This window comes from Nocardioides hankookensis, from assembly GCF_042658885.1.
GTDB lineage: Bacteria > Actinomycetota > Actinomycetes > Propionibacteriales > Nocardioidaceae > Nocardioides > Nocardioides hankookensis.
This window is the reverse complement of sequence record NZ_JBHSRJ010000004.1, coordinates 1,085,277-1,110,466: the sequence shown is the minus strand read 5'-3', so window position 1 is coordinate 1,110,466 and position 25,190 is coordinate 1,085,277. Positions and strand designations below refer to the sequence as shown.

At 71.9% G+C, this 25,190-nt stretch carries 28 protein-coding genes; 15 read left to right on the top strand and 13 right to left on the bottom strand.

The window, feature by feature from the left end:
* The first annotated feature begins 97 nt into the window (after nt 1-97).
* From ACFPYL_RS11780 to ACFPYL_RS11770, 3 genes are all read left to right on the top strand, one after another.
* Complete coding sequence (locus tag ACFPYL_RS11780; RefSeq protein WP_379154091.1) at nt 98-1,213, top strand: SGNH/GDSL hydrolase family protein; 1,116 nt, start codon at nt 98-100, stop codon at nt 1,211-1,213.
* Nucleotides 1,210-1,884: a hypothetical protein gene (locus ACFPYL_RS11775; protein WP_379154089.1), complete on the top strand. Its 675-nt coding sequence runs from the start codon at nt 1,210-1,212 to the stop codon at nt 1,882-1,884. Before ACFPYL_RS11780 ends, ACFPYL_RS11775 begins: the two co-directional genes overlap by 4 nt.
* A gap of 158 nt (nt 1,885-2,042) precedes the next feature.
* Nucleotides 2,043-2,549, top strand: coding sequence for a VanZ family protein (locus ACFPYL_RS11770; RefSeq protein ID WP_379154088.1), 507 nt, complete (start codon nt 2,043-2,045; stop codon nt 2,547-2,549).
* On the opposite strand, the gene ACFPYL_RS11765 is transcribed toward ACFPYL_RS11770, so the two are convergent.
* A complete protein-coding gene (locus ACFPYL_RS11765) occupies nt 2,536-3,657 on the bottom strand; it encodes a class I SAM-dependent RNA methyltransferase (RefSeq protein ID WP_379154086.1) in 1,122 nt (373 codons plus the stop codon). The two genes, ACFPYL_RS11770 and ACFPYL_RS11765, sit on opposite strands and share 14 nt — an antisense overlap.
* Nucleotides 3,654-5,702, bottom strand: coding sequence for an APC family permease (locus ACFPYL_RS11760; RefSeq protein ID WP_379154084.1), 2,049 nt, complete (start codon nt 5,700-5,702; stop codon nt 3,654-3,656). Before ACFPYL_RS11760 ends, ACFPYL_RS11765 begins: the two co-directional genes overlap by 4 nt.
* Nucleotides 5,703-5,782: 80 nt before the next feature.
* Here ACFPYL_RS11760 and ACFPYL_RS11755 point away from each other — a divergent pair, with 80 nt between their 5' ends.
* A complete protein-coding gene (locus tag ACFPYL_RS11755) occupies nt 5,783-6,445 on the top strand; it encodes a potassium channel family protein (RefSeq protein WP_379154082.1) in 663 nt (220 codons plus the stop codon).
* A gap of 7 nt (nt 6,446-6,452) precedes the next feature.
* A complete protein-coding gene (locus ACFPYL_RS11750) occupies nt 6,453-7,124 on the top strand; it encodes a potassium channel family protein (protein WP_379154080.1) in 672 nt (223 codons plus the stop codon).
* Nucleotides 7,125-7,186: 62 nt separating this feature from the next.
* Here ACFPYL_RS11750 and ACFPYL_RS11745 read toward each other — a convergent pair whose 3' ends face one another.
* The 4 genes from ACFPYL_RS11745 to dut are packed head-to-tail and all read right to left on the bottom strand — an operon-like array spanning nt 7,187 to nt 9,412.
* Nucleotides 7,187-7,921, bottom strand: coding sequence for a DUF3159 domain-containing protein (locus ACFPYL_RS11745; RefSeq protein WP_379154079.1), 735 nt, complete (start codon nt 7,919-7,921; stop codon nt 7,187-7,189).
* A complete protein-coding gene (locus tag ACFPYL_RS11740) occupies nt 7,918-8,280 on the bottom strand; it encodes an OB-fold nucleic acid binding domain-containing protein (protein WP_379154077.1) in 363 nt (120 codons plus the stop codon). Before ACFPYL_RS11740 ends, ACFPYL_RS11745 begins: the two co-directional genes overlap by 4 nt.
* Before the next feature lie 4 nt (nt 8,281-8,284).
* Entirely contained in the window at nt 8,285-8,932 is a 648-nt protein-coding gene (locus ACFPYL_RS11735) for a DUF3710 domain-containing protein (RefSeq protein ID WP_379154075.1), read from the bottom strand.
* Nucleotides 8,933-8,938: 6 nt separating this feature from the next.
* The gene (dut, locus tag ACFPYL_RS11730; RefSeq protein WP_379154073.1) at nt 8,939-9,412 is read right to left on the bottom strand and encodes a dUTP diphosphatase; all 474 of its coding nucleotides are present in this window, start codon (nt 9,410-9,412) and stop codon (nt 8,939-8,941) included.
* 65 nt (nt 9,413-9,477) lie between these two features.
* Between dut and ACFPYL_RS11725 the strand changes: the two genes are divergently transcribed.
* Together ACFPYL_RS11725 and ACFPYL_RS11720 are read left to right on the top strand one after the other, a co-directional pair.
* Complete coding sequence (locus ACFPYL_RS11725; protein ID WP_379154071.1) at nt 9,478-9,942, top strand: DUF3093 domain-containing protein; 465 nt, start codon at nt 9,478-9,480, stop codon at nt 9,940-9,942.
* A gap of 42 nt (nt 9,943-9,984) precedes the next feature.
* Nucleotides 9,985-10,275: a DUF4235 domain-containing protein gene (locus ACFPYL_RS11720; RefSeq protein ID WP_379154069.1), complete on the top strand. Its 291-nt coding sequence runs from the start codon at nt 9,985-9,987 to the stop codon at nt 10,273-10,275.
* Nucleotides 10,276-10,346: 71 nt separating this feature from the next.
* Here the strand turns inward: ACFPYL_RS11720 and ACFPYL_RS11715 are convergent, their stop codons facing one another.
* From ACFPYL_RS11715 to ACFPYL_RS11705, 3 genes are all read right to left on the bottom strand, one after another.
* Nucleotides 10,347-10,637 (bottom strand): DUF4193 domain-containing protein, encoded by a 291-nt coding sequence (locus ACFPYL_RS11715; protein ID WP_379154067.1) that lies wholly within the window; start codon nt 10,635-10,637, stop codon nt 10,347-10,349.
* A gap of 157 nt (nt 10,638-10,794) precedes the next feature.
* Nucleotides 10,795-11,622, bottom strand: a complete 828-nt coding sequence (locus ACFPYL_RS11710; RefSeq protein ID WP_379154066.1) for an inositol monophosphatase family protein — start codon at nt 11,620-11,622, stop codon at nt 10,795-10,797.
* Nucleotides 11,622-12,704 (bottom strand): ferrochelatase, encoded by a 1,083-nt coding sequence (locus tag ACFPYL_RS11705; protein WP_379154064.1) that lies wholly within the window; start codon nt 12,702-12,704, stop codon nt 11,622-11,624. The genes ACFPYL_RS11710 and ACFPYL_RS11705 overlap by 1 nt, the downstream gene beginning before the upstream one ends.
* Nucleotides 12,705-12,775: 71 nt before the next feature.
* Here ACFPYL_RS11705 and ACFPYL_RS11700 point away from each other — a divergent pair, with 71 nt between their 5' ends.
* Genes ACFPYL_RS11700 through ACFPYL_RS11690 form a run of 3 tightly spaced genes read left to right on the top strand, consistent with a single transcriptional unit; the run spans nt 12,776 to nt 16,976 of the window.
* Entirely contained in the window at nt 12,776-13,963 is a 1,188-nt protein-coding gene (locus ACFPYL_RS11700; protein ID WP_379154062.1) for an MFS transporter, read from the top strand.
* Nucleotides 13,964-13,996: 33 nt separating this feature from the next.
* On the top strand, nt 13,997-15,646 hold the full coding sequence (locus tag ACFPYL_RS11695; protein ID WP_379154060.1) for an AMP-binding protein: 1,650 nt from the start codon (nt 13,997-13,999) through the stop codon (nt 15,644-15,646).
* 25 nt (nt 15,647-15,671) lie between these two features.
* Nucleotides 15,672-16,976 carry a D-arabinono-1,4-lactone oxidase gene (locus tag ACFPYL_RS11690; protein WP_379154058.1) on the top strand — a complete coding sequence of 435 codons (1,305 nt, stop codon included), beginning with the start codon at nt 15,672-15,674 and terminating at the stop codon, nt 16,974-16,976.
* Nucleotides 16,977-17,163: 187 nt separating this feature from the next.
* Here ACFPYL_RS11690 and ACFPYL_RS11685 read toward each other — a convergent pair whose 3' ends face one another.
* Nucleotides 17,164-17,799, bottom strand: coding sequence for a trimeric intracellular cation channel family protein (locus tag ACFPYL_RS11685; protein ID WP_379154056.1), 636 nt, complete (start codon nt 17,797-17,799; stop codon nt 17,164-17,166).
* Nucleotides 17,800-17,918: 119 nt separating this feature from the next.
* Here ACFPYL_RS11685 and sepH point away from each other — a divergent pair, with 119 nt between their 5' ends.
* Entirely contained in the window at nt 17,919-18,911 is a 993-nt protein-coding gene (sepH, locus tag ACFPYL_RS11680; protein WP_379154054.1) for a septation protein SepH, read from the top strand.
* On the opposite strand, the gene ACFPYL_RS11675 is transcribed toward sepH, so the two are convergent.
* Both ACFPYL_RS11675 and ACFPYL_RS11670 read right to left on the bottom strand, forming a co-directional pair.
* Nucleotides 18,908-19,462 carry a hypothetical protein gene (locus ACFPYL_RS11675; protein ID WP_379154052.1) on the bottom strand — a complete coding sequence of 185 codons (555 nt, stop codon included), beginning with the start codon at nt 19,460-19,462 and terminating at the stop codon, nt 18,908-18,910. The two genes, sepH and ACFPYL_RS11675, sit on opposite strands and share 4 nt — an antisense overlap.
* Before the next feature lie 123 nt (nt 19,463-19,585).
* Nucleotides 19,586-20,401, bottom strand: coding sequence for a sulfurtransferase (locus ACFPYL_RS11670; RefSeq protein ID WP_379154050.1), 816 nt, complete (start codon nt 20,399-20,401; stop codon nt 19,586-19,588).
* 38 nt (nt 20,402-20,439) lie between these two features.
* Between ACFPYL_RS11670 and ACFPYL_RS11665 the strand changes: the two genes are divergently transcribed.
* Genes ACFPYL_RS11665 through ACFPYL_RS11650 form a run of 4 tightly spaced genes read left to right on the top strand, consistent with a single transcriptional unit; the run spans nt 20,440 to nt 23,985 of the window.
* Nucleotides 20,440-21,093, top strand: a complete 654-nt coding sequence (locus ACFPYL_RS11665; RefSeq protein ID WP_379154049.1) for a thymidine kinase — start codon at nt 20,440-20,442, stop codon at nt 21,091-21,093.
* Between the two features lie 48 nt (nt 21,094-21,141).
* On the top strand, nt 21,142-21,969 hold the full coding sequence (locus tag ACFPYL_RS11660) for a hypothetical protein (protein ID WP_379154047.1): 828 nt from the start codon (nt 21,142-21,144) through the stop codon (nt 21,967-21,969).
* Nucleotides 21,970-21,999: 30 nt separating this feature from the next.
* The gene (locus ACFPYL_RS11655) at nt 22,000-22,716 is read left to right on the top strand and encodes a VOC family protein (RefSeq protein ID WP_379154045.1); all 717 of its coding nucleotides are present in this window, start codon (nt 22,000-22,002) and stop codon (nt 22,714-22,716) included.
* Nucleotides 22,717-22,776: 60 nt separating this feature from the next.
* A complete protein-coding gene (locus ACFPYL_RS11650) occupies nt 22,777-23,985 on the top strand; it encodes a hypothetical protein (RefSeq protein ID WP_379154044.1) in 1,209 nt (402 codons plus the stop codon).
* Nucleotides 23,986-24,068: 83 nt separating this feature from the next.
* On the opposite strand, the gene ACFPYL_RS11645 is transcribed toward ACFPYL_RS11650, so the two are convergent.
* Nucleotides 24,069-25,187: an alkaline phosphatase family protein gene (locus ACFPYL_RS11645; RefSeq protein WP_379154042.1), complete on the bottom strand. Its 1,119-nt coding sequence runs from the start codon at nt 25,185-25,187 to the stop codon at nt 24,069-24,071.
* Between the last annotated feature and the right edge of the window lie 3 nt (nt 25,188-25,190).

Sequence of the window (25,190 nt, the reverse complement as noted above, 5' to 3'; positions counted from 1 at the left end):
AGCGCGCTCCAACTCAAGGACCTGGGCCCAATCTGGGCCCGGCGTCTGGGCCCAGCGGCCCTGTCCCTCCGGCGGGGACTCGGCGAGGCTGCCCAGCATGCACATGCGGCAGCGAGCGGGTCGTGGCGACGACGGGCAGGGCACGGTCGAGTACGTCGGCCTCGGCGTCGTCGTCACTGCCCTCATCGGCACGCTGCTCGCGATAGGTCCCGGAGTGATGGACCGCGCCCACGGCGCTGTCGACGCGGTGTACTGCTCGCTCGCCACGGGCGCTCACTGTGGCGACCAGGCCTCGGCAAAGACGCCCGCCTCCAGCGACGATCCGACCGGCGGCTCCCCCACCAGCCCCGACGCCGCACCGAGCGCGACGACCTCCACGTACGCGCCGGACCCCCTGACGCCACGCGGGATCGCCGAGTCGGGTGACTACGTCGCGCTCGGCGACTCCTACTCGTCCGGCGAGGGCGCCGACGACTACCAACCCGGCACCGACGTGGACACCAACCGGTGCCACCGCAGCGCCAACGCCTACGGCCAGCAGGTCTACAACGGCGGGAACTTCGCCGGAGGCTTCAGCTTCGGTGCCTGCTCCGGCGGCGTCGTCGAGGACTACTTCGGCCCGAACCAGACGAACGCGGGCGAGCGGCCACAACGCGACCTGATCACCAAGGACACCTCGCTGATCACCATCAGCATGGGCGGCAACGACTTCGGGTTCGCCGACGTGCTGAGCCACTGCATGTTCCACGGCTGCGCGAATGACAAGTATCTCGCCGAGCTGAGGCAGCGGATCGCCGTCGAGGCCGGCCAGCTGGTCGACATGTATCGCGACATGCGCGAGCGGGCCGGCCCGGACGCTCGGGTCATCGTGGTCGGCTATCCGCACCTGTTCGACGTCAACGGCAACCACGGCCTCTCCCTGTCGTCGCCCATCACCGCGGCTGAGAGGCGCTTCCTCAACAACATGAGCGACATGGCCAACCAGGCGATCCGCGACTCGATCGCCACGGCAGATTCCGGGATCGAGTTCGTGGACATCCGCAACGCGTATGCGGGCCACGAGATCGGTAGTGACGCCCCGTGGATCCACGACCTGTCGCTGCACTGGGACTGGGGGAACACCGGACCCAACCCGTCCAGCTTCCACCCCACGCAGGCCGGGCAGGGCGCGATCCGCGACGCTGTGAACCAGCAGATCGATGAGGGACCATGAGCAGCAGGAGCAAGACCATGACGAAGCGGGCCGCCGTGCTGCTGGCCGTGCTGCTCACGACCGCCGCCTGCGGCGACGCCGGCAGCACCTCGGCCACGGATCCGACGCCGGCGGCGGGCCCGACGGCAACACCCCCGACCCCCACGACGGAGCCGACGGAGGACGCAGTGAGCGGAGGCGAAGCGGCCGACGCCATCCTCGACGAACGCCTGCTGCCGGCAGGGTGGCGGTACGCGACCGGCGAGCAGACCCTCGGCGTCCCCGAGATGTGCGGCGTGGTCCTCGAACCTCCCGCGCTGAGCAGCTTCGCCACCCAGCGCTTCACCGCGGACGTCGCCGGCCCGTTCGTCATCCAGCACTCGTTCGTCTCCTCCGACGAGGCCGCGACCGCGGAGCGGATGGCCGCGTGGGCGAAGGCTGCGGCGACCTGCACCACCTGGACGACCGAGGGCACCGAGCTCACCGTCTCCACGATCGCCGACCTCCCCAGCGTCGGCGAGGACTTCGGCGCGGTGCACGCCGAGGTGGAACGCGACGGCGTCACCCAGCAGCGCGACTACGTCGCCTGGCGCGACGGGGCGCGGGTCACCGTGCTCATCGCGTACGGCGCCACCGACCTGCCGACCCATGCCGAGCTGGCCGAGATGATCACCGCGATCGCCGGTCGGTGACCGCGACACCCGGTACCTGCGGGTCGCGGTCTGGTACCTGCGGACGAGGTTCGGGGGTCCACTCGTGAGACAGGATCGGCTCTCAGCGGGAGCATCCGGCCCCGTCTCGAGAGAGGACGTAGCACCCGTTGTTCGCTGAGGTCCCGGTCCTTCCGGTGGTGGTCCCACTCGCTGCGCTCGTCCTGGCGGTCCTCGTGTGGCACCTGCTGCGGCGTGGCCTGCTCTCCGTGCCCCGAGCCGCCGTGGCGCTCGCGCTCTGCGTGTACGTCGCCGGCGTCGTCGCGAACACCGTGTTCCCCATCTACCTGGACAAGCCCGCGAACGACGCCGAGTGGGACGCGTTCCTCAACCTCACGCCGATCGCGGGCTACGAGGCCGGCGACGCCGTGATGAACGTCTGCGTCTTCGTCCCGCTCGGCGTGCTCCTGGCGCTGGCGCTCCCCCGCTGGCCGTGGTGGCGCGTGCTCGGGGTGGCAGCGCTGATCAGCCTCGGCATCGAGCTCACCCAGTGGCTGACCGCGGGCCTCCTGGGGGGCGGCCACGTGGCGGACGTCAACGACCTCCTCTTCAACGTCGTCGGCGCCGCAGTCGGGACCGCTCTGCTGGCCGCCCTGGTGCGGGTGCCGGTCGCGGAGCCGGTGGTCGACCGGTTCAGCTGGGCCTGAGCAGCGCCACGCACTCCACGTGGTGCGTCATCGGGAAGAGGTCGAAGGCGCGGAGCTCCCGCAGCCCGTAGCCGTGCTCGGCGAAGGTCGCCAGGTCGCGGGCCAGGGCGGCCGGGTCGCAGGCGACGTAGGCGATCGCGCGCGGCGCCCGGTCCACCACCTGCTCGACGACGGCTCGGCGCGCACCCTCGCGGGGCGGGTCGAGCACGACGAGGTCGAACGGCTCGTCGTACGACGCCGCGAGGACGTCCGCGACGGAGCCGGCGGTCACCACGAGACCGGGACAGTTGCGCGCCGACAACGCCGACGCCGTCCGGTCACCCTCGACCGCGACGACCCGACCGGTCTCCCCCACGGCCTCGAGCAGGAACGCGCTGAAGAGCCCGACGCCGGCGTACAGGTCGAGGCAGCGCTCCCCCGGCTGCGGCCGCAGCATCTCCAGCACCGTGGACACCAGCACGTCGGGCGCGCCGGGGTGCACCTGCCAGAAGCCCTCGTCGGCGACCTCGAAGTGGCGACCGAGCGCCGTGTGGTCGGACGGCTCCGGCGCCTCCAGCAGGCAGGTGTCGACCGGGACCAGCTCGTGCGAGCGGTGCTTGCGCATCGCCCGGCCGCCGTCGGGCAGCGACACGTAGCGCTGGCGCGTGCGCCAGTGCAGGCCTTCGTCGTCGCCGGGGACCGCCTCGACCTCGCCGTCCCAGGTCAGGCCGGCCAGTCGGGAGAGCTGCTCGCGCACGACGGCGGTCTTCAGCGCCCGCTGGGCGGGCAGCGCGACGTGCTGGAAGTCGCAACCCCCGCAGAGGCCGGGACCGGCGTACGGGCACGGGGGCGTCACCCGGTCGGGCGAGGCCTCCACCACCTCGACGGCGTCGCCGCGCCAGAACCGGTCGCCGTCGGTGCCCTCCGTGATCTCGAGGACCACCCGCTCGCCGGGGATCGCGTGCCGCACGAAGACGACCCTCGACTCCGGCGCATCGAGGCGTACGACGCAGTGCCCGCCGTGCGCGACGGGTCCGACGACGGCCTCGAACCGCTCACCGGCCCGGGACGCCCCGCGCGCCTGCTTCGGCCGCGGTCGGCGGCCCTGGCGCCGGCGTTGCTGGCTCATTGGGGGATCTGGCGGTCGTTCTTGGAGCGGGTCGGCACGTTGCCCATCCGGAGCTCGGTCGGCCGCACCCAGGCGCCCTCGCGCTCCTCGCGCTCGCGGACCAGCTCGGAGGACCGCAGCTGGTAGGGCACCGAGGTGACCATGACGCCGGGCGCGAAGAGCAGCCGGCCCTTGAGGCGGAGCGCGGTCTGGTTGTGCAGCAGCTGCTCCCACCACCGGCCGACGACGTACTCGGGGATGTAGACGGCGACGACGCCACGCGGGTTGGCCTTCCGGATCTCCAGCGCGTAGTCGACGATCGGCCGGACCAGCTCGCGGTACGGCGAGTGGAGCACCTTGAGCGGCACGTCGATGTTGCGCTCGTCCCACTCCTCGAGCAGCCGGTTGGTCGCCTCCGCGTCCACCGAGACGTAGACGCCCTCGAGCACGTTGGGACGGGTCGCCTTCGCGAAGGCGAGCGCCCGCAGGGTCGGCTTGTGGAGCTTGGAGACCAGGACGATCGCGTGCACGCGCGAGGGCATCATCTTGTCCTCGTCGTCGGCCTCGAGCTCCTCGTTGACGCTCTCGTAGTGGCCGTGGATGCCGCGCATGATCAGGTAGAAGACGACCATCGCGAGGATCGTGATCCAGGCGCCGGCGAAGAACTTCGTGATCAACACGATGACCAGCACGACGGCGGTGAAGCTGAGGCCCACCGCGTTGATCGTGCGGGAGCGGTACATCCTGCGCCGTTCGCCTGCGTCCCGTTCGGTCTTCAGGTGTCGGGTCCAGTGCCGGATCATGCCGAGCTGACTGAGGTTGAACGACACGAAGACGCCGACGATGTAGAGCTGGATCAGCCGGGTGGGCTCGGCGTTGAACACCTGGATCAGGATGATCGCCATGATCGCGAGGAAGAGAATGCCGTTGCTGTAGGCGAGCCGGTCGCCACGCGAGCCGAGCGCGCGTGGCGCGTAGCCGTCCTTCGCCAGGATCGAGCCGAGCACCGGGAAGCCGTTGAAGGCCGTGTTGGCGGCGAGCACCAGGATCACCCCGGTGACCGTCACGACCAGGTAGAAGCCGGGGCGGAAGTCGGCGAAGATCGCGTCGGCGATCTGCGAGATCGCGGTGTGCTGGTCGTAGTTCGCCGGCAGCGGCTCCCCGTTGAGGGTCAGCCGGTCGAAGTCGGACGGGTCCACGAACTGGAGCCCCATCTGCTTCGCGAGCACGATGACGCTCAGCATCATCGAGATCGCGATCATGCCGAGCAGCAGCAACGTGGTCGCGGCGTTCTTGCTCTTGGGCCGCCGGAACGCCGGGACGCCGTTCGAGATCGCCTCCACGCCGGTCAGGGCGGCACAGCCCGACGAGAAGGCCCGGGCGAGCAGGAAGATCAGGGCGAACGTCGTCATCGAGTCGCCATAGCCCGGCGCCGCCTCCATGTCGAGCCGGGCGCTCTCCACCTGCGGCAGCGTGCCCTGCGCGAGCTCGACCAGGCCGTAGCCGCACATGCCGAGGATCGCGACCATGAAGAGGTACGTCGGGATCGCGAAGAACGTGCCGGACTCGCGGATGCCACGCAGGTTGAGCGCCGCGAGGACGATCACGAGCGCCGTCGCGAAGTTGGCCTCGTGCCCGTTGAGCGGCCCGACCGCGGACGCGGCGTACTGCGCGCCCGAGGAGATCGACACCGCCACGGTGAGCACGTAGTCGACGAGCAGCGCGCTCGCGACGGTCGTGCCGGCCTTGGACCCGAGGTTGACCGTGGCGACCTCGTAGTCGCCGCCGCCGCTCGGGTAGGCGTGCACGGTCTGCCGGTAGGAGGCCACCACCGCGGTCATCACGACGGCGACGGCGATGCCGATCTTCCAGGACCAGACGTACGCCGACGCGCCCGCCAGCGACAGCATGATGAAGATTTCGTCGGGGGCGTACGCGACCGAGGAGAGCGCGTCGCTCGCGAAGACGGGCAGGGCGATGCGCTTGGGCAGCAGGGTCTCCCCCAGCTGCGAGCTGCGCAGCTTGCGGCCGAGCAGCACCCGCTTCGACACGTCGCCGATACTCACGAGCGGAAAGGCTAGACCCACGATGTGACGCGGGGTGCATCCGCGCCGTACTGACGCCAAGACGTTGTAGCGTCTGCGTCGTGCATGTCGTGATCATGGGTTGCGGGCGGGTCGGCTCCACGCTGGCCCGCAGCCTCGAGGACCGCAACCACACCGTGTCGATCATCGACTCCGACCCGGACGCGTTCCGACGCGTCGGACCGGGGTTCAACGGCGACAAGGTGACCGGCCAGGGCTTCGACCAGGAGGTCCTCGAGAAGGCCGGGATCCGGCGCGCCGACGCGTTCGCCGCCGTGTCCAGCGGTGACAACTCCAACATCATCGCCGCGCGGGTCGCGCGCGAGACGTTCGGGATCCAGCAGGTCGTCGCCCGCATCTACGACCCCGGCCGTGCCGAGGTCTACCAGCGCCTCGGCATCACGACGGTCGCGACGGTCAAGTGGACGGCCGACCAGGTGCTGCGCCGGCTGCTGCCGGCCGGTGCCGAACCCGACTTCCGCGACCCGTCGGGCACGATCCGGGTCGACCAGATCCCGGCGCCCGAGTCGTGGATCGGCCACCGCACCGTCGACTTCCAGATGCAGTCGAAGAGCCGGATCGCCTGGATCGACCGGCTCGGTGAGGGCATGCTGCCGACCCGTGAGAGCGTCATCCAGGAGGGCGACATCCTCCACGTCGCGATGCGCGAGGAGCACGCCGGCTCGGCGTACCAGGTCATCGACGCCGGCCCGGACGAGAGCTGAGGACGCCATGCGAGTCGCCATCGCCGGAGCCGGGGCCGTCGGCCGCTCCATCGCCCGCGAGCTGATCCACAACGGTCACCAGGTGCTGCTGATCGACAAGAACCCCGACTCCATCAAGCCCGAGCGCGTCCCCGACGCCGAGTGGCTCCTCGCGGACTCCTGCGAGCTCTCCTCGCTCGAGGAGGCGCGCCTGGACCGCTGCGACGTCGTGATCGCCGCGACCGGCGACGACAAGGTCAACCTCGTGACGTCACTGCTCGCCAAGACCGAGTTCGGCGTGCCGCGCACGGTGGGCCGGGTCAACCACCCCAACAACGAGTGGCTCTTCACCGAGGCCTGGGGCGTCGACGTCAACGTCTCGACCCCGCGCATCATGTCGGCGCTCGTCGAGGAGGCCGTGACGGTCGGCGACCTGGTGCGGCTCTTCACGTTCCGCCAGGGCAACGCCAACCTCGTCGAGATGACGCTGCCCGCGGACTCGCCGTACGTCGGGAAGCCTGCGGGCCTGATCCCGTTCCCCGAGAACTGCGCGCTGGTGACGATCCTGCGCGACGGCCAGGTCTACGTGCCCAACGACGAGCAGCCGGTGGAGGCAGGCGACGAGCTGCTGTTCGTCGTCCCCGCCGACGTCGAGGAGAACCTCGAGCGCCTCCTGGCCCCCTCGGCCCACGGGGGGTAGTCCCCCGGTCGGTGGTTGAGGTGTGAGGGCCGCCAGGCCCGAGCCTCGAAACCACCACCCGCTCACGCAGTGGGCTGCGTCGTCTCCACAGGCGTGTGGTTGCGCGACAGGACCCACACCATCGCGGCGAGCGCGGCCAGCTGGAGCGGCCAGCCCATCGCGATCTTCAGGATGCCGAGGGCGGCGACGGCCGAGTCGGCGTGGATCGCGCCGGACTTGCCGGCGAACCAGATCGGCGCCTGCACGACGACCCGCAGCGCGCAGGGTACGGCGAGCAGCCAGGTCAGCAGCGAGCACAGCCGCACGACCTGCTTGTCGCGGTGCCACGCGGTCGCGTCGCCGGTGACGCTGCCGACCATGAAGCCGACCAGCGGCCAGCCGATCAGGCAGGTGAAGGCGAGCAGCACCGAGTAGCCGGCGTTGTAGATGATGCCGGGCAGGAAGTAGGCGAGCGCCTGGTCGTCGGCGCTGCCGCCCCGGCTCGCCGAGATCCGGACGAAGAGCGCACCGATGCCGATCCCGAACAGCGCGTTGAGCACGAACTGCACGCTGGAGCGCTGCACGAGCCGGACGGCAAGCAGCACCAGGGCCGAGCCGATGCTGACGGTGAGCGCCGTCCGGAGGTCCTTCGTCGTCAGCCAGAGCACGGTGAAGACGATCGTCGGCACGGCGGCCTCGAGCATGCCGCGGCGGCCGCCGAGCGCCTTCGACATCTGCGCCCGGACCACCGCCTCGACGGTCTCGACGCCATCGTGCTCGACCGACGGGGCCGGCTCGTCGACCGGCTGGTCGGTCACGGGATGAGCTCGTAGCGCGGGTTGTAGAGGATCCGCTCGCCGTCCTGCTGGCCGATCCGGCCCACGACCGACATCGAGCGACCGGGCGCGATGCCGGTGATCCGGCGCCGGCCGAGCCAGACGACGGTGATCGCGCCGGTGCCGTCGGAGAGCTCCGCCTCGAGGGCGGGGACGCCGCCACGGGGCCGCAGCGTCACGGTCCGCAGGGTGCCGCGCAGCTTGACGCGCTCGCGGTCCGGGGCGGTGCCGATCTGGATGCAGTCGTCGCCGCGGTGCGTACGCCGCAGGTCGCGCTCGTCCTGGTCGGTCGAGTTCGCCCACCGGCTAATGGTGCGCCGCAGCCTGGTCTTCTCGCCCATCCGACTACGCCCCCGGGCGGGTGAGCTGGTCGGCCGGCGGGAGCATCAGGGGCAGGTCGGCGCCCGACGGCATCGCCACCGAGCCGCGGCGCACGACGGCCGTCGCGATCGCGTCGTCCCACGGGCCGACCTGGTCGGGCTCGAGCGCGGCCCGGCCGAGCAGCGTCGCGCGCAGCATCCACCGGCCGCCGTTGATGCCGACCACGCGGGAGGGCTGGGTCGCGGTGCGACCGTCCTCCCCGCGGACCGTGAGCTGGCAGACCAGCTCGGTGCCGTAGAAGCCCTCGCGCTCGGAGGCGGTGCCGCCGCGCTGGGCGTACTCCGCGGCGATCTTGGGCCGGATCTCCGACCACAGGTCGCCGTTGCGCGGGGCTGCGAAGGCGCGCAGCTCGACCGCGCCCTCGGTGCCCGCGAGCACCACGGACTGGACCTCGTCGGTCGCCTCGTCGACCTGCAGGCGGATCTCGAGGCCCTCGACGTTGGCGAGCAGCAGGGACCCGAGGTCGACCCGCTCGATGCCGTCGTCGGGGAGGTCGTCGATGTCCCACGGGCCGGTGGCGGCGGAGCCGTCCGGCTCCGCCGGCGCGACCTGGTCGAGGTCCTGGTCGACCGACTGCTCGGTCGGCTCGCTGGACTTGCGGCGGAACTTCACGCGGACCTACTCACTGGTGCTCACTGTTGACGAAAACCCTCCGGTAGAACCGTAACCCCCGTCTCCACGCACCGACTCGGGGAGGCCCGCCACGTCGACGAACGCCGCCCTCTCGAAGCGCTGGATCACCAGCTGGGCGATCCGGTCACCGCGGCGCAGCTCGATCGGCTCGCGCGGGTCGTGGTTGATCAGCATCACCTTGATCTCGCCGCGGTAGCCCGCGTCGACGGTGCCCGGGGTGTTCACGATCGACAGCCCGTGCCGCGCGGCGAGACCGGAGCGTGGGTGCACCAGCGCGACGAACCCGGCGGGCAGCGCGATCGCGATCCCGGTCGGCACCATCGCCCGCTCCCCCGGCGCCAGCGTCACGTCGACCGTCGTCACCAGGTCGGCGCCCGCGTCGCCGGGGTGGGCGTACGACGGGAGCGGCAGGTCGGGGTCGAGGCGCTGCACGAGCACCTCGAGCTGGCTGTCATCCACGCTGTCCTCCACGTGGGCGGACCCTACCGGCCGGCGGCGTGGTCCCCAATGACAGGATTCCGCCTGTGAAGCCAGGGAGCACCGCCTACCGCGAACGCCTCGGCGTACCCCTGCGCTGGTGGGTCCAGGGCACGATGCTGGTCGCGACCCTGTGGCTGGCCGTCGTCGTCGCGCTGCCCGCCGCCGGCGCCTGGGTGATCACCGCGATCGCGATGGCGCTGCTCTGCGCCGGGCTCTGGGCGTACGGCGCCGCGCGGGTCGAGGTGGACGGCGAGACGTTCCGGGCCGGTCGTGCGCACATCGCGGCGACGCACATCGGCGAGGCCACGGCGCTGGACGCCGGCGCGGCCCGCCACCTGGCAGGTCCGGGCGCCGACGCCCGGGCCTACCTGCTGCTGCGCCCCTACCTCAAGCGCGCGGTCCGGGTGGAGATCACCGACCCGGCCGACCCGGCGCCGTACTGGCTGGTCGCCACGCGCCGCCCCGAGGAGCTCGCCGGCGCTCTCGCCGCGATGACGCACTCGCGCTGATCCGATCGCTGCGGGACCGACCCGCCTGGGTAGTGTTCGACCATGGCTGATGGTGGATCGAAGGTGTGGAGCGCGTTCTCCGTGGCGTCCGCTCTGATGGCGGCCGCGGTCGCGAAGAAGGCGATCGACAAGACGTGGACGGTCGCGACCGGCAAGAACCCGCCGGAGAACCCCGCCGACCCCGACGTCGACGTCTGGGAGGCCGTCTCCTGGGCCCTCGTCAGCGGCATGGCCGTCGGCCTGGCCCGGATGCTGGCCCAGCGCCGGGCGACGTCGTACTACGTGCGCTCCACCGGGCACCTGCCCGGCCAGCTCGCCGAGGACGGCAAGTAGCGCCGGCCACCCAGACACAGAAGGCCGTAACCCAGCGTGGGTTACGGCCTTCTCCTCGTCTGGGGACTGCGTTACACGCAGTCTCGGCAGATCATCTTCTTCGCGTCAGCCAGCTGGCTGCGGTGGTGCACCAGGAAGCAGCTCATGCAGGTGAACTCGTCCTCCTGCTTGGGCTTCACCTCGACGGCCAGCTCCTCGTGGGAGAGGTCGGCGCCGGGGAGCTCGAAGGACTCTGCTGCCTCGGTCTCGTCCTCGTCGACCTTGCCCGAGTTCTTGTCGTGACGACGAGCCTTGAGCTCCTCGATGCTCTCCTCGGACTGGTCCTCTTCGGTCTTGCGCGGTGCGTCGTAGTCGGTCGCCATTCGTCACTCCACTCTGCGAGGCGTCTGGGCGGTACGCCTCGTACGTCTTCGTCTCATCGTCATTCGTCGTCTCTCGGCGCCGAGATTGTGCACCATGAACGTTCAAAAAGGCACACCGGAACAGCGTCGCCGAGCGTGAACATCGGGTGACGGGCCGCTATTCCCCCGATTCGGGTGAGAAGCCGACCTCCGTGACGACGCTCAGCAGCTCGTCGAACCCGTGGGCAGGCCCGCACACCATGAGGTCAAGTCCCCCGATGCCCCGCATCACATGCGTGCGAGCGCCGGCGATCCGCGCGATCAGGCCGGCGGCCGCGTGGTCCCAGAGGTTGACCCCCTCCTCGACGTACGCGTCGAGGCGCCCGTCGGCCACCAGGCACAGGTCCAGCGCGCACGACCCGAGGCGTCGTACGTCGCGCACCAGCGGCAGCAGCCGGGTGACGGCCTCGGCCTGGAGCACCCGCACCCGGCGGTCGTAGGAGAAGCCGGTCGCGACCAACCGCTGCGCCATCGGCGCCGGCCCACGCACCTCGACGGGTACGCCGTCGCGGGTGGCCGACTCCGGCCCCGACGCGTCGGCGAGGCGACCGACGTACTCGGTGCGGCCCTGGACGTCGAGGACCACACCCGCGACGACCTCGCCGTCGAGCTCGGCGGCGATCGAGACGGCGTACTGCGGGATGCCGTAGAGGAAGTTCACGGTCCCGTCGATGGGGTCGACGATCCAGCGGACGCCGCTGCTGCTGGCGACGTCGTCGCCCTCCTCACCGAGGAAGCCGTCGTCCGGGCGGGCGGCCCGGATGTGCTCGCGGATCAGGGCCTCGCTGGCCCGGTCGGCCTCGGTGACGACGTCGACGTCGCTCGACTTCGTCGCCGCGACCGTGACGTGGCCGCGGGCCCGCTCGCGCACCAGCTCCGCGGCGGCACGGGCGGCGGAGAGGGCGAGGTCGACGAGCTCCTGGTGGTCGGGATGGTGGTCGGTCATCAGGCGCCGGCCAGGGCGGGCCGCTCGGCACGCGGGTTGGGGCAGCAGCCGACGGCGCACCGGTCCCAGCAGGCCGGCAGCGAGCCGACCGCCGCCCGGTCGACGGCCTCGCCGCGCTCGACGGCGGCCCGCTCGAGCAGCAGGTCGCGCACGGCCGAGACGAACCGCGGGTCGATGCCGGCGGTGGCGGCCCGGCTGGCCGGGAGGCCGAGCTTCTCGGCCGTCGCCATCGCCTCGGTGTCGAGGTCGTAGACGACCTCCATGTGGTCGGACACGAAGCCGATCGGCACCATCACCACCCCGGACGCCCCCTGCTCGTGCAGCTGCTCGAGGTGGTCGTTGACGTCCGGCTCCAGCCACGGGGTCTGCGGCGAGCCCGACCGGGAGCAGAAGACCAGCTCGTGCGGGTGCCGCCGGCCGGTCTCCTCGCGGACCCGCTCGACGACCTCGGCCATCACGCTGCGGTGCTGCTCGGCGTACGCGCCGCCCTCGGGTCCGCTCCCGTCGTTCATCGTGTTCGGGATCGAGTGGGTCACGAACGCGAGGTGGGCGGTGTCGCGCACGTCCTCGGGCAGGTCGGCCAGCGCCGCCAGCGTCGCGTCGACGGCCGGCTCCACGAAGCCCGGGTGGTTGAAGTAGAGGCGCAGCTTGTCGAGCACCGGCGCACCGTCCACCGCATCCGTCGCGTCGAAGAGGTCCTCCCGGTACTGCCGGCACGACGAGTACGACGAGTAGGCGCTCGTCACGAAGCAGGCGACCCGGGTGACACCGTCCGCCGCCATCTGCCGGACCGTGTCGGTGAGGTAGGGGTCCCAGTTGCGGTTGCCCCAGTAGACGGGCAGGTCGACCCCCGCGCCGGCGAGGTCGTCGCGCAGGGCGGCGAGGAAGGCGCGGTTCTGGTCGTTGATCGGCGACCGCCCGCCGAACCCGAAGTAGTGCTGCCCGACCTCCTCGAGGCGCTCGCGCGGGATGCCGCGACCGCGGGTGACGTTCTCCAGGAAGGGGACGACGTCCTCGGGCTTCTCCGGGCCGCCGAACGACACCAGCAGGACGGCGTCGTACGGGCTGGGGTCGGGGCTCATGGCCTCCATCCTAGGAAGGCACTCGCAATGATTCGTCGGTGGTCGGTGACCACCGATAGCGTCGGGCTCTGATGTTCACGTCCTACCGCCGGATCCTGTCGAAGCCCGGCGCGCTGCGCTTCTCGATGACCGGCCTCGTCGCCCGGTTGCCGATCTCGATGATCGGCCTGGGCATCGTGCTGCTCGTCTCCGCCGCCACCGGTTCGTACGGCGTGGCCGGGGCGATCTCCGCGGCGTACATGCTGGCCAACGCGGGCTTCGCGATCCTCCAGGGGCGGCTGCTCGACCGGCTCGGCCAGGGCCGGGTGCTGGCCGTCGCGAGCATCGGCTTCGGCGTCTCGATCGCGGCCCTGGTCGTCTCGGTGCAGGCCGACTGGCCGGTCGGCTGGACCTACGTCTTCGCGGCCGTCGGCGGCGCCTTCCTCCCCCAGGTCGGCTCGTCCGTGCGCGCCCGGTGGTCCTTCGTCCTCGACCAGCCGGCCGAGGTGCAGACGGCGTTCGCGCTCGAGGCGGTGCTCGACGAGGCCGTCTTCATGATCGGCCCGATCCTGGTCGCGGTGCTCGCGACGACCTGGCACCCCGCAGCCGGCATCCTCGTCGCGGTGGTGGCCTGCGTCGGCGGCACCCTCGCCTTCAGCGCACAGCGCGGCACGGCGCCGCCGGCACACCCGCGGGACAGCACGACGGGGCCGCGACCGCCGATGCCGTGGCGCTCGGTGGTCCCGCTCGCGATCGTCTGCGCGGCGCTCGGGGTGCTCTTCGGCGCTGCCGAGGTCACCACCGTCGCCTTCGCTGAGGAGCGCGGCCACAAGGCGGTGTCCGGCCTGCTGCTCGCGCTGTGGGCGCTGGGCAGCCTCACGGCCGGCGCCATCACCGGCGCGATCCACTGGCGTCGCGGCCCGTCGGTGCGGGTGCGCTGGGGCGCGCTCGGCATGGCGTGCGCGATGGTGCCCCTCTACTTCATCGACGCCATCCCGGTGATGGCGGTCGTGCTGCTCGTCGCCGGCTTCGCGATCGCCCCGACCCTGATCGGCGCGATGTCGCTGACCGAGTCGGTGGTGCCGTCGGGCCGCCTGACCGAGGGCATGGCGATCATGCAGACCGGACTGGTCGCCGGCGTCGCGCCGGGGGCCACGCTCAGCGGCCTGGTCGTCGACCACCAGGGCGCGTCCGCGGCGTACCTCGTCTCCGTCGGCGCCGGCCTCGTCGCCGCCCTCGCCGCCCAGACCCTGCCCAGATCTGGGCCCGGCCAGATCTAGAACTGGTTCCACCGCAGAGGTACCGTCCGCCGGGTGATCCCCACCCTGGCCGGCCTGCTGCTCGCACGGGCCGAGGACGACGGTCCCGCCCTGTTCTTCGAGGACGACCACTGGTCGTGGCGGGAGCTGGTGCGCGAGGCCGCGGTGCGTGCCGCCGCGCTCGAGGAGCTGCGGCCCGACGACGGGCGCCCCTGGCACGTCGGCGTGCTGATGGACAACACCCCCGAGTACCTCTTCCTGGTCGCCGCCGCCGGCCTCTCCGGCGCCACGCTCGTCGGCATCAACCCGACGCGACGCGGCGCCGAGCTGGCCGCCGACATCCGCGCCACCGACTGCGCCGCTCTCCTCGTCGACCCGGCGTACCTGCCGCTGCTCGACGGCATCGACCACGGCGCCCGGCAGGTGCTGGTCGCCGGAGGGCCGCCGTACGACGCGCTGCTCGGCCGCCACGCCGACGCGGTCGTCGAGGCGACGGAGCTGGCGCAGGACCCGGCGACGACCCTGCTCCTGCTCTTCACCTCGGGCTCGACCGGCACGCCCAAGGCCGTCGTCTGCTCGACCGGTCGCTTCGCGCTGCTCTGCCAGGTCACGCCGCTGCAGCTCGGTCGCGACGACGTCGCCTACAACGCGATGCCGATGTTCCACGGCAACGCGCTGATGGCGTCGTGGGGTCCGTGCCTCGTGCACGGCGCGACGTTCGCCCTGCGGCGGCGCTTCTCGGCGTCGGGCTTCCTCGACGACGTGCGGCGCTTCGGGGCGACGTACTTCAACTACGTGGGGCGCTCGCTCTCCTACGTGCTCGCGCAGCCCGAGCGGCCCGAGGAGGGCGACAACCGGCTGCGGATGGGCTTCGGTACCGAGGCGTCGGCCCGCGACCGCGCGGAGTTCCAGCGCCGCTACGGCTGCGAGCTCGTCGAGTCCTACGGATCTTCGGAGGGCACCTGCTCGATCCGGCGCGTGCCGGGCACCCCGGAGGGCGCGCTCGGTCTGCCGGCCGAGGCGACGCCGGTCGAGGTGCGCTCCCCCGACGGCGCGACCTGCCCGCCGGCCCGCTTCGACGCGGACGGGCGGATGCTCAACCCCGAGGAGGCGATCGGCGAGATCGTGGCGGTCGGTGCGGCGCCGCGGTTCGAGGGCTACTACAACAACCCGGCGGCCGGCGCGGAGAAGATCCGTGGCGACGACTACTGGAGCGGCGACCTGGCCTACCGCGACGAGGACGGCTGGTTCTGGTTCGCCGGCCGCTCCGCCGACTGGCTGCGGGTCGACTCGGAGAACTTCGCGGCGGCACCGGTCGAGCGGATCCTGTCGCGGCACCCCGACGTCGCCGTCGCCGCGGTGTACGCCGTACCCGACGCGCGCACCGGGGACCGGGTGATGGCGACCCTCGAGGTCACCGGCCGCGCCGAGAACTTCGACCTGGTGGCCTTCGCCGAGTTCCTGAATGCCCAGCCCGACCTCGGCACGAAGTGGGCGCCGTCGCTGGTGCGGATCACCGCGGACCTGCCGGTCACCGCGACCCGCAAGGTCGACAAGCCGGCGCTCAAGCGGCTCCAGTGGAGCGGCGCCGACCCGGTGTTCGAGCGGGTGGACGGGCGCTACCTGCCGATCACCGCCGAGCGGGACCGCGAGCTGCGCGACGAGTTCGCCCGGCACAGACGTACGGCCCTCCTCACGACCTGACCGGACCCCTGACTACGATCCCCGCGTGACTACCTGGACGAACTGGTCGGGCATCGAGTCGGCCCAGCCGCAGCGTGTGGAGGAGCCGGCCGACACCGCCGCGATCGTGGCCGCCGTCGAGCGCGCGCGCACCGAGGGCACGACCGTGAAGATGGTCGGCACCGGCCACTCCTTCACCGCGATCTCCGCGCCCGAGCACACGCTGCTGCGGCCGACGAAGCTCGGCGGGATCCTCTCCGTCGACCGCGACGCCATGACGGTCACCGCCCTCGCCGGCACCCGCCTCCAGGACCTCAACGAGGGCCTCGAGACGCTCGGCCTGAGCCTGCACAACATGGGCGACATCGCCGAGCAGACGCTCGCCGGCGCGACATCGACGGGCACGCACGGCACCGGCGGTGTCGCGTCGTCGCTGTCCGCCCAGATCTGCGGGCTGACCCTGGTCACCGGCACCGGCGAGGTCGTCACCGCCACCGAGACCGAGAACCCCGAGCTGCTGGAGTTCGCCCGCCTCGGCCTCGGCGCCCTCGGCGTGCTGACCACGATCACGTTCCGCGTCGAGCCGCTCTTCGTGCTGGAGGCCAACGAGACGCCGATGGGCTGGGACGAGTACGTCGCCGGCTTCGACGAGCACATCCACGGCCACCACCACGTCGACACCTACTGGTTCCCGCACACCGACCGGATGCTGGTGAAGACCAACGACCGCCTCACCGTCGGCGTCGACGAGGTCGAGCCGCTGTCGCGCTGGCGCTCCTGGTGGGACGACGAGTTCCTCTCCAACCAGCTCTTCGGCGCCCTCAACCACGTCACCAACCGGGTGCCGGCGATCATCCCCCGCTTCAACCAGGTCTCGAGCCGACTTCTGTCGGCCCGCACCTACAGCGACGTCGCCCACAAGGTCTTCGTCTCGCCGCGCACCGTCGTCTTCCGCGAGATGGAGTACGCCGTCCCGCTGGAGTCCGGCCTCACCGCCCTCGCCGAGGCCCGCGCCGCGCTCGAGGCCTCCGACATCAAGATCACCTTCCCGGTGGAGATCCGGGTGACCCCGGCCGACGGCATCCCGATGTCGACCTCCGGCGACCGCCGCTCGATGTACCTGGCGTTCCACACCCACCGCGACGCCGACCACCTCGAGTACTTCGCACTGCTCGAGCCGATCCTGCGCGCCCACGACGGCCGGCCGCACTGGGGCAAGGTGCACACGCGCACGGCGGCCGACCTGGCCCCGACGTACGCGCGCTTCGAGGAGTTCCTCGCCCTGCGCGACCGCCTCGACCCCGACCGGGTCTTCGCCAACCCCTACCTGCGCCGCGTCCTCGGCGACTGATCCATCACGGTGGTTGAGGTGCGAGCGAGCGAGAATCGAAACCACCCCGGGCCAGACGCTCGTGTGTCGGTGGTTGAGGTGCGAGGCCCGCTAGGGCCGAGCCTCGAAACCACCCCGGGCCAGACGCTCGTGTGTCGGTGGTTGAGGTGCGAGGCCCGCTAGGGCCGAGCCTCGAAACCACCCCTCGCTAGACGCTCGCCGGACCCGTCGGCACCGGCGCCTGCCAGTGCCGCCAGATGGCGACCAGCCGCCAGACGGTGCACAGCCCACCGCCGAGAAGCGCGACGGTCCAGTAGCTGAGGTCGGTGTGCGCCAGCGCGACCACCACGATCGACCCCGCGAGCGCGGGCGTCGCGTAGAGCTCGCCGCGGAACACTGCCGGCACCCGGCCGGCCAGCAGGTCGCGCAGCATGCCGCCGCCGATGCCGGTGACCATCCCCATCAGCGCGGCCGGCGCGACCCCGAGCCCGTAGTCGAGCGCCTTGAGCGACCCGGTGACGCAGAAGAGCCCGAGCCCGAAGGCGTCGAGCACGTTGACCGAGCGCTCCATCCGCCCCAGCGCCGGGTGGTAGACGAAGGCCAGCAGCCCGGCCACCAGCGGGACCAGGAGGTAGCGCCAGTCCTGCAGCGCCGCCGGTGGCGTCGCGTCGATCAGCACGTCGCGCAGGAAGCCGCCGCCCAGTCCCGTCGTACCGGCCAGGACGAGGACGCCGAAGACGTCCAGTCCCTTGCGCACGGCGACCAGGGCGCCGGAGATCGCGAACACGAAGATGCCCGCCAGGTCGAGGACGACCTGGGTCGTGGAGGGGTCGGTGGTGGCCACAGCCGGACGTTAGTACGTCGACCCGCCGCGTCGTGGTGCGGATGTGACGGGAGTGACCTGGAGGCGCGCCGTGCTGCTCCCGCGTCGGCGCGCTCCGCTGACGTAGGCTCGGCCCACCGATGACCGCACCCATCCAGCACCAGACGCACCGGTCCGACCCAGGGACGGGGCCAGCACCTGCCCTGGCGTACCTCCGGCTCGTCGGCCTGAGCGAGGACGGCACGCAGCTGCGCCTGGTGGACGAGGAGGGTGCCGAGCACGTGCTCGCCATCGACGACCGACTGCGCGCGACCGTGGTCCCGACAGCACCGACAGCACCGACAGCTCCACCGCCCAGCCGAGGAACGGAGAAGACGATGGAGAGCGCACTCCGCCCTCGAGACATCCAGGCCCGGATCCGCTCCGGCGAGACCCCGGAGGCCGTGGCGCAGGCGGCGCAGACGTCCGTCGACAAGATCATGGCGTTCGCCGCCCCCGTGCTCGCCGAGCGCCAGCACGTCGCGGAGCGCGCCCAGCGCTCGTCGGTACGCCGCAGCGACGCCGGGCAGGCGGCCGGCGCCCGCACCCTCGGCGACGCCGTCGCCGCCCACCTGCGCTCGCAGAACGTCGACCCCGACACCGTCGCGTGGGACGCCTGGCGTCGCGAGGACGGCCGCTGGTCGCTGACCGCCGGCTACGACAGCTCCGCCCGCAGCGGCACCGCCGAGCTCACCTTCGACGCCCCGGGCAACTACGTCACGCTCGACAACGAGGACGCCCGCTGGCTCGTCGGCGCCGCGGTCCCCGCCGCCGAGGCCGCGCCGGCCCGGCCCGACGACCTCCAGGCCGCCCGTGAGCGCCGGCTCGGCGTACCCCCCGATCTCGAGCTGCCGCTGGGCGACGACGCGATCGACCTGGTGACCGACCAGCCGGTCGAGGCGTTCCTCGACGCCGAGGAGCCGACCGACGAGACGGTCGTGGCCGAGGAGGCCGAGCTCCGCGAGGAGGCCGCCGACGCGGCGGCCGCGGAGCCCGAGCCGGAGCCCGAGGTCCGCAAGCCCGCGAAGAAGCGCGGCCGCGCCTCGGTCCCGAGCTGGGACGAGATCATGTTCGGCGGCGGCGACAAGGTCTAGGCGCGCTGTGCGGCGACCGTGGCCGCGAGGGTGACGACGGGATGGTGCAGGTAGTGCCTGCACCCATCGACGTGGGCCTGTTCGATCCGTTCAGCGCCGTCGTCATCGTCCCAGTCGAGCAGGGTCCAGGTGGTGTGGTTCGCAGATGACCGGACCGGCACCATCTCTCTCACGGAGAGCCGCTCGGCGCGCGTTGCCGGTAGTTCTGTACCGATGGTGTTGACCAGGACCTCGTGGCTGTCGAGCTGGAGGAGGCCGCGACCGACGCGCGTGGGCTGATGGGTCCAGTAGATGCGACCGGGAACTCCGGTGACCGCTTCCACGGCCAGGCGCGTCAGGGTGACAGGGGACGCGTCATCGAGCTCGACCAGCCAGTCCCCCGTCGGCGCACCCTCGAAGACGGCGTCGTCGTAGGTCACCGTGAAGCCGACAGTGCGACGCACAAGGTCCACACGTACAGCACGCAGCAGCAGGTCCTCCTCGAACGGTGACCAACCTTCGAGGGGCAGCCCGCGCCTCGCGTCGCGGGCGGGATCCTCGAAGGCGGGCATGGAGGCAGTCAATCTGGGTCCGGCCCTGGCGCCTAGTGAATTTACCGCCGACCGCGAGCATCGGTTGACACACCACGCATCGGCGCGAGCAACTAGCCGATGTCTCCTGTGTCAACCGACGATCTAGGCGGTCGGCCGCTCCGGGTCAGTGATCCACCCCGACCAGCTGCCCGGGTAGAGCGCGGCACTGATCCCCGCGATCTCCAGCGCCAGCACGTCGTGGGCGGCGGTCACGCCGGACCCGCAGTAGACGGCGACGTCCTCGCTGCCGTCGACCCCGGCTGCGGCGTACAACGCGCGCAGCTCGGTCGCCGATCGGAACCGGCCGTCGGCCGCGAGGTTGGTCGAGGTCGGCACGTTGACCGCGCCGGGGATGTGCCCCGCCACCGCGTCGATCGGCTCGGTCTCGCCGCGGTACCTCTCTGGGGCGCGCGCGTCGACCAGCACCGGTACGCCGAGGACGTCGTCGGCCTCCACCACCGGCATCGAGCCTGGCCTGGCCGTGAAGTCGCCGCGGCCCGGCAGCGTCGTGCCGGTGTGCACGGCTCCCCCGGCGGCCAGCCACCCGGCGTACGCACCGTCGAGGACGCGGACGTCGCCGTGCCCGTGGTGCCGCAGCAGCCACCACGCACGCCCGGCTGCCAGCCCCGACCAGTCGTCGTAGACGACGACGGTGCGGCCGTCGCTCACGCCGGCCTTCCGCATCGCCGTCTCGAAGACCTCCACGTCCGGCAGCGGGTGCCGGCCGCCGTCGCCCGGGGGCGCGGCCAGGGCGGCGTCCAGGTCGACGTACGCCGCCCGCGGGATGTGGCCCCGCTCGTACTCCTCACGACCTCCGGGTCCGGCCGTCCGGTAGCGGACGTCGAGCACGGTCACCTCGCGCGACCGGTCGTTCAGCAGGTCGTGCAGCTCGCGGGCGGAGATCAACGGGGAGTCCATGGGCCCATGATGACGTGTCCATGAAAGGATCCCGACCCGTGGCTGAACTGCATTTCTTCACCGGCACCATGGACTCCGGCAAGAGCACGCTGGCGCTCCAGACGAACCACAACCACGCCGCGCGCGGGCGGGTCGGCCGGATCTTCACCACCCACGACCGGGCGGGCGAGGCGCAGCTGTCGAGCCGGCTCGGGCTGACCCACGAGGCCCTCGAGGTCAACCCGGAGTTCGACTTCTGGCGCTACGTCGTCACGACGCTGACCCAGGGCGGTCGGGTCGACTACCTCATCTGTGACGAGGCGCAGTTCTACACCCGCGACCAGATCGACCAGCTGGCCAAGATCGTGGACGAGCTCCAGATCGACGTCTTCGCCTTCGGCATCCTCACCGACTTCCGCACCCAGCTCTTCGAGGGCAGCCTGCGGCTGATCGAGCTCGCGGACCGGGTCAACGTCCTCCAGGTCGAGGCGCTGTGCTGGTGCGGCAAGCGCGCCACCCACAATGCGCGCACCGAGGACGGGATCATGGTCACCGAGGGCGAGGTGATCGTCGTCGGCGACGTCGACGACCGTGGCGGTCCGCCGGCCGAGGTCGCCTACGAGGTGCTCTGCCGCCAGCACCACCGCCGCCGGCTCACCGCCGCGCGGGCCAAGGCCGTCAGCCTCGCGCCGGAGCCGCTGCCCTTCGGGTGACCCGTCCGGGCCATGTCGGTGCCCGGATGACCGGCGCATCGTGGGGAGATGCTCCGACACCTCACCTTCGCCAACGTCTGCTCCGCGCTCGCGCTCACGATCGCCCTCGGCGGCGGCACGGCGTACGCCGCCAGCACGATCAAGTCCAAGGACATCGTCAACGGTCAGGTGAAGACGCCTGATCTCGGCAAGAACGCCGTGACCTCCGCCAAGATCAGGAACGGTCAGGTCCGGCTCGCCGACCTCGCCGCAGGGGCCGTGACGGGCACGACCGTGGCCGACGGCACGATCACCCTGGCCGACCTCGCCGCCGGCACCATCCCACCGCCCACCACGATCGGCGACGGCTCGATCACCGAGCTCCAGCTCGCGGACGGATCCGTCTCCACCGCCAAGCTCCAGGAGAACTCGATCAACGCCGGCAAGCTCCAGACCGACAGCGTCGGCGCGACCGAGATCTCCGACAACTCGATCGACGGCGGCGAGCTGGTCGACAACTCGATCTTCGCCGCCGACCTGGGTGCCGACTCGGTCACGGCGAGCGAGCTGGCCAACAACTCCGTCGACGCCGCCAACGTCATCAACGACTCGCTGACGTTCAGCGACATCGACGGCGGCGGCGCCACGGGCTCCATCAGCCTCCCGGCCGGCAGCGTCCCAGACGGCGAGTGCGAGAACGTCGCGATCGGCATCGGCGGCGCAACGGTCGGCGACGCGGTCGTCTTCTCCGTCCAGGACGCCCTCCCCGAGGGCGTGCTGATGTACGGCGTCCGCGTCACCGCCACCAACTCGATGACCGCCCTGGCCTGCAACTTCACCGGCGGCGCGATGCCGGCCGTCTCCAACGTCTCGGTGCGGATCCTGACCTTCCACTGACCGTCGGGGCTCCCCTCTAAGGTGGGAGGGGTGTACCTCGAGAACCTGGTCTTCGACGCACTCGACCCCCAGCGGCTGGGCGGCTTCTGGGAGGCGGTCGTCGGCGGCGAGACCCTGACCGACGAGCCGGGCATCTACGAGACGCGCCTGGCGATCGAGGGCGGCCCGGTGCTCGACCTGTGCTTCCAGCAGGTCACCGAGCCGGCGTCAGCTCCCCCGCGGATCCACCTCGACCTGCGGGGCGGCGCCCGCCAGGCCGCGGAGGTCGACCGGCTCCTCGGACTCGGAGCCGAGCGGCTCGACATCGGCCAGGGCGACGTGCCCTGGGTGGTGCTCGCCGACGTGGAGGGCAACGCCTGCTGCGTCATGGAGGAGCGGGCGGCCTACTCCGACACCGGACCGATCGCCGCCCTCCCCCTCGACTCCGCCGACCCCGATTGGGACGCCGCGTTCTGGTCGTGGCTGACCGGCTGGACCGAGGTCGTGGGCCCGGCTCCCCGCTCGCTGCGGCACCCGTCGCTGCGCGGCCCGCTCCTCGAGCTCTGCCCCGAGCCGGCGCCCAAGGGCGCGACCAAGAACCGGCTGCACCTCGACGTACGACTGGAGTCCGGCGAGGACCCCGACGAGGTCGAGGCCGCCATCGTCGAGCACGGCGGCTCCCGGCTGCACACGAACTGGGGTGACCTGCCGTGGCGCTCCTACCTGGACCCGTCCGGCAACGAGTTCTGCGCCCTGCCGGCGCACTGAGCCTGCCGACGAGGGTTTCCCCGCTACCCGGGCGTCGGGGCCGCACCTAGCGTCGGCAGGGTGCTGCGAACACGTCTCTCGGGTGCCCTGACCGTCGTCGCCACCGCCGTGGCCGGACTGCTGGTGGCGCTGCCGCCGCCGGCCCAGGCCGACGGACCCGGCGCCGGCGCGCCGTGGGTGGTGACCCTCGGCGACTCCTACATCAGCGGCGAAGCCGGCCGCTGGGCCGGCAGCAGCAACGACGACAGCTCACGCGCCGACGCGCTCGGCCCCTCGGCGTACCACGACGCCGGCGACCACGAGACCATCGAGCGCTGCCACCGCAGCCAGTCGGCCGAGGCCTACATCGGCGGCGGGGTCAACGGCCTCAACCTGGCCTGCTCGGGCGCCGAGACGGCCACCACGAACGGCGACAACTTCAAGCCCGGCCTCGACTTCTACGACGACGGCGCCGGCCACCAGGGCCAGGCCGCGATGCTCCAGCAGTTCGCCGCCGGCCACAACGTCGGCATGGTCGTGGTCAGCATCGGCGGCAACGACTTCCAGTTCGCCGACGTCGTGCAGTCGTGCGTGGTCGACTTCCTGACCTCGCCCACCTGGGCCAAGGACTACTGCCGCGACGACGGTTCGGTCACCGCCAACTTCACGCCCGCCAACGTCGCCGCCGTTCGCGCCCGCATCGCCGCCGCCTTCCAGAACGTCGCCACCGCGATGCGCAACGCCGGGTACGCCGACAACCAGTGGACCCTCCTCGCCCAGACCTACCCCAGCCCGATCCCCCGCGGCGACGGCATCCGCTACGCCGAGAGCGGCTACTCCCGCCAGTTCACCGGCGGCTGCGGCTTCTGGAACGGCGACGCCGACTGGGCCAACGACACCGCCCTGCCCACGATCAACGGCGCCGTCACGGGGGCGGCCGCCGACTCCGGGCTCGGCAACATCCGCACCCTCGACCTCGCCTCCGCCTTCAACGGCCGCCGCCTCTGCGAGAACACCGTCGGCCTCTACGAGGAGAAGGGCATCGCCAGCTGGCTCACCCCCGGCGCCGTCGACCAGACCGAGTGGGTCAACCAGATCCGCACCGTCAGCACCTGCTGCGAGGACAGCCCGTACTACATCCAGGAGTCGATCCACCCGAACTACTGGGGCCAGCTCGCCACCCGCAGCTGCGTCCGCCAGGCCTGGAACGCCGGCACCCCTCGCGGCGGCACCTGCCGCATCGCCGGCGCCGGCCTCGTCAACGGCGAGCCGGCGATGTCGCTCGGCTGAGACCCGCGCTGCGCCGAGATCGACGCAAGGTTGAGTCGTGCTGCTGAGCGTGCGCCGGGACGCTCGCTGGGCAGCACGAGCCGTCAGTCGACCAGCAGCGGGATCAGCATCTCGTCGGGCGTGAGCGAGCCATGCAGGCCGACGAGGGTGGCCTCGTAGGGGAAGTCCCGCGTCGACAACACAGCGGTGTCGTCGTGGCAGGCGACGACGACGTCGCCGAGGCGCGGGAGTACGCCGGGCAGGACCGGGCCGAACCAGCCACGGGCGATGGCGTCGTGGCGCGCGAGCACGGTGGCGCGGTCGCCGAGGACAGAGGTCCAGGTGGCGACGACGTCGTCGACGGCTCCCCGCTGGCAGTAGAGGTGGCGGAAGCGGGCCTCGCCGCCGAGGAGGGCGACGCCGTCGCGGAGCTCGGTGCGGTCGTCGACGTCGACGCGGTGCTCGGGGGACGAGTCGATCATGCCGTGGTCGGCGACGACGAGGAGGCGCACGCTGGTGGGCAGGGCTTCGCGGAGCTGCTCGGCCTCGGCGTCGACCATCGACAGCTGCTGGAGCCAGGGGCTGGAGGCGACGCCGTAGCGGTGGCCGGTCCAGTCGAGGTCGCCGTCGTAGAGGTAGGTGAGCGAGGCGCGCTCGGCCGACGCGGCGACGGCGGCGGCGATCCGCTCGCCGACCCGGTCGGCGCCGACGTACTCCGCCCCTCGGTGTGCGGCGACGGTGAGGCCGCTGCCGCGGAACTCGCGCTTGTTGACGACGGTGACCGTGGCCCCGAGGCGACGCAGCAGCGCGAACGACGTGTCGTGCGGCTGCCACTCGAGGGGGTCGACGTCCTTGTCCCACATCAGGGCGTTGAGCAGCTTGTCGGTGCCGGGCACCCGCGACGTGTAGCCCACGAGCCCGTGCGAGCCCGGCGGCAGGCCCGTTCCGAACGACGTCAGGCTGGTCGCCGTCGTCGACGGTACGCCGGCGGTGCCGGGCTGGCTGTGCTCGAGCAGCGAGGCGAGGTACGGCGCGGCGTGGGCGTAGCGCTCCAGCAGGCGTGCCCCCAAGCCGTCGACCAGGAAGACGACGTACGCCGGGGCCTCGGGCAGCGTCAGGCCGGTCGGCGGGTCACCGACCGGGAGTCCGAGCGCGGTCGCGACCGCGGGCACCACGTCGCCGAGCGAGTGCGAGCCGTAGGCAGGCTCGAGGAACCCCTCCACGCC

Excerpts from the sequence above, each read along its gene's own strand:
- ACFPYL_RS11780 (WP_379154091.1), top strand. The coding sequence starts at position 98 with ATGCACATGCGGCAGCGAGCGGGTCGTGGCGACGACGGGCAGGGCACG.
- ACFPYL_RS11775 (WP_379154089.1), top strand. The coding sequence starts at position 1,210 with ATGAGCAGCAGGAGCAAGACCATGACGAAGCGGGCCGCCGTGCTGCTG.
- ACFPYL_RS11765 (WP_379154086.1), bottom strand. The coding sequence starts at position 3,657 with ATGAGCCAGCAACGCCGGCGCCAGGGCCGCCGACCGCGGCCGAAGCAG.
- ACFPYL_RS11750 (WP_379154080.1), top strand. The coding sequence starts at position 6,453 with ATGCGAGTCGCCATCGCCGGAGCCGGGGCCGTCGGCCGCTCCATCGCC.
- ACFPYL_RS11740 (WP_379154077.1), bottom strand. The coding sequence starts at position 8,280 with ATGGGCGAGAAGACCAGGCTGCGGCGCACCATTAGCCGGTGGGCGAAC.
- ACFPYL_RS11720 (WP_379154069.1), top strand. The coding sequence starts at position 9,985 with ATGGCTGATGGTGGATCGAAGGTGTGGAGCGCGTTCTCCGTGGCGTCC.
- ACFPYL_RS11715 (WP_379154067.1), bottom strand. The coding sequence starts at position 10,637 with ATGGCGACCGACTACGACGCACCGCGCAAGACCGAAGAGGACCAGTCC.
- ACFPYL_RS11710 (WP_379154066.1), bottom strand. The coding sequence starts at position 11,622 with ATGACCGACCACCATCCCGACCACCAGGAGCTCGTCGACCTCGCCCTC.
- ACFPYL_RS11705 (WP_379154064.1), bottom strand. The coding sequence starts at position 12,704 with ATGAGCCCCGACCCCAGCCCGTACGACGCCGTCCTGCTGGTGTCGTTC.
- ACFPYL_RS11700 (WP_379154062.1), top strand. The coding sequence starts at position 12,776 with ATGTTCACGTCCTACCGCCGGATCCTGTCGAAGCCCGGCGCGCTGCGC.
- sepH (WP_379154054.1), top strand. The coding sequence starts at position 17,919 with ATGACCGCACCCATCCAGCACCAGACGCACCGGTCCGACCCAGGGACG.
- ACFPYL_RS11675 (WP_379154052.1), bottom strand. The coding sequence starts at position 19,462 with ATGCCCGCCTTCGAGGATCCCGCCCGCGACGCGAGGCGCGGGCTGCCC.
- ACFPYL_RS11670 (WP_379154050.1), bottom strand. The coding sequence starts at position 20,401 with ATGGACTCCCCGTTGATCTCCGCCCGCGAGCTGCACGACCTGCTGAAC.
- ACFPYL_RS11660 (WP_379154047.1), top strand. The coding sequence starts at position 21,142 with ATGCTCCGACACCTCACCTTCGCCAACGTCTGCTCCGCGCTCGCGCTC.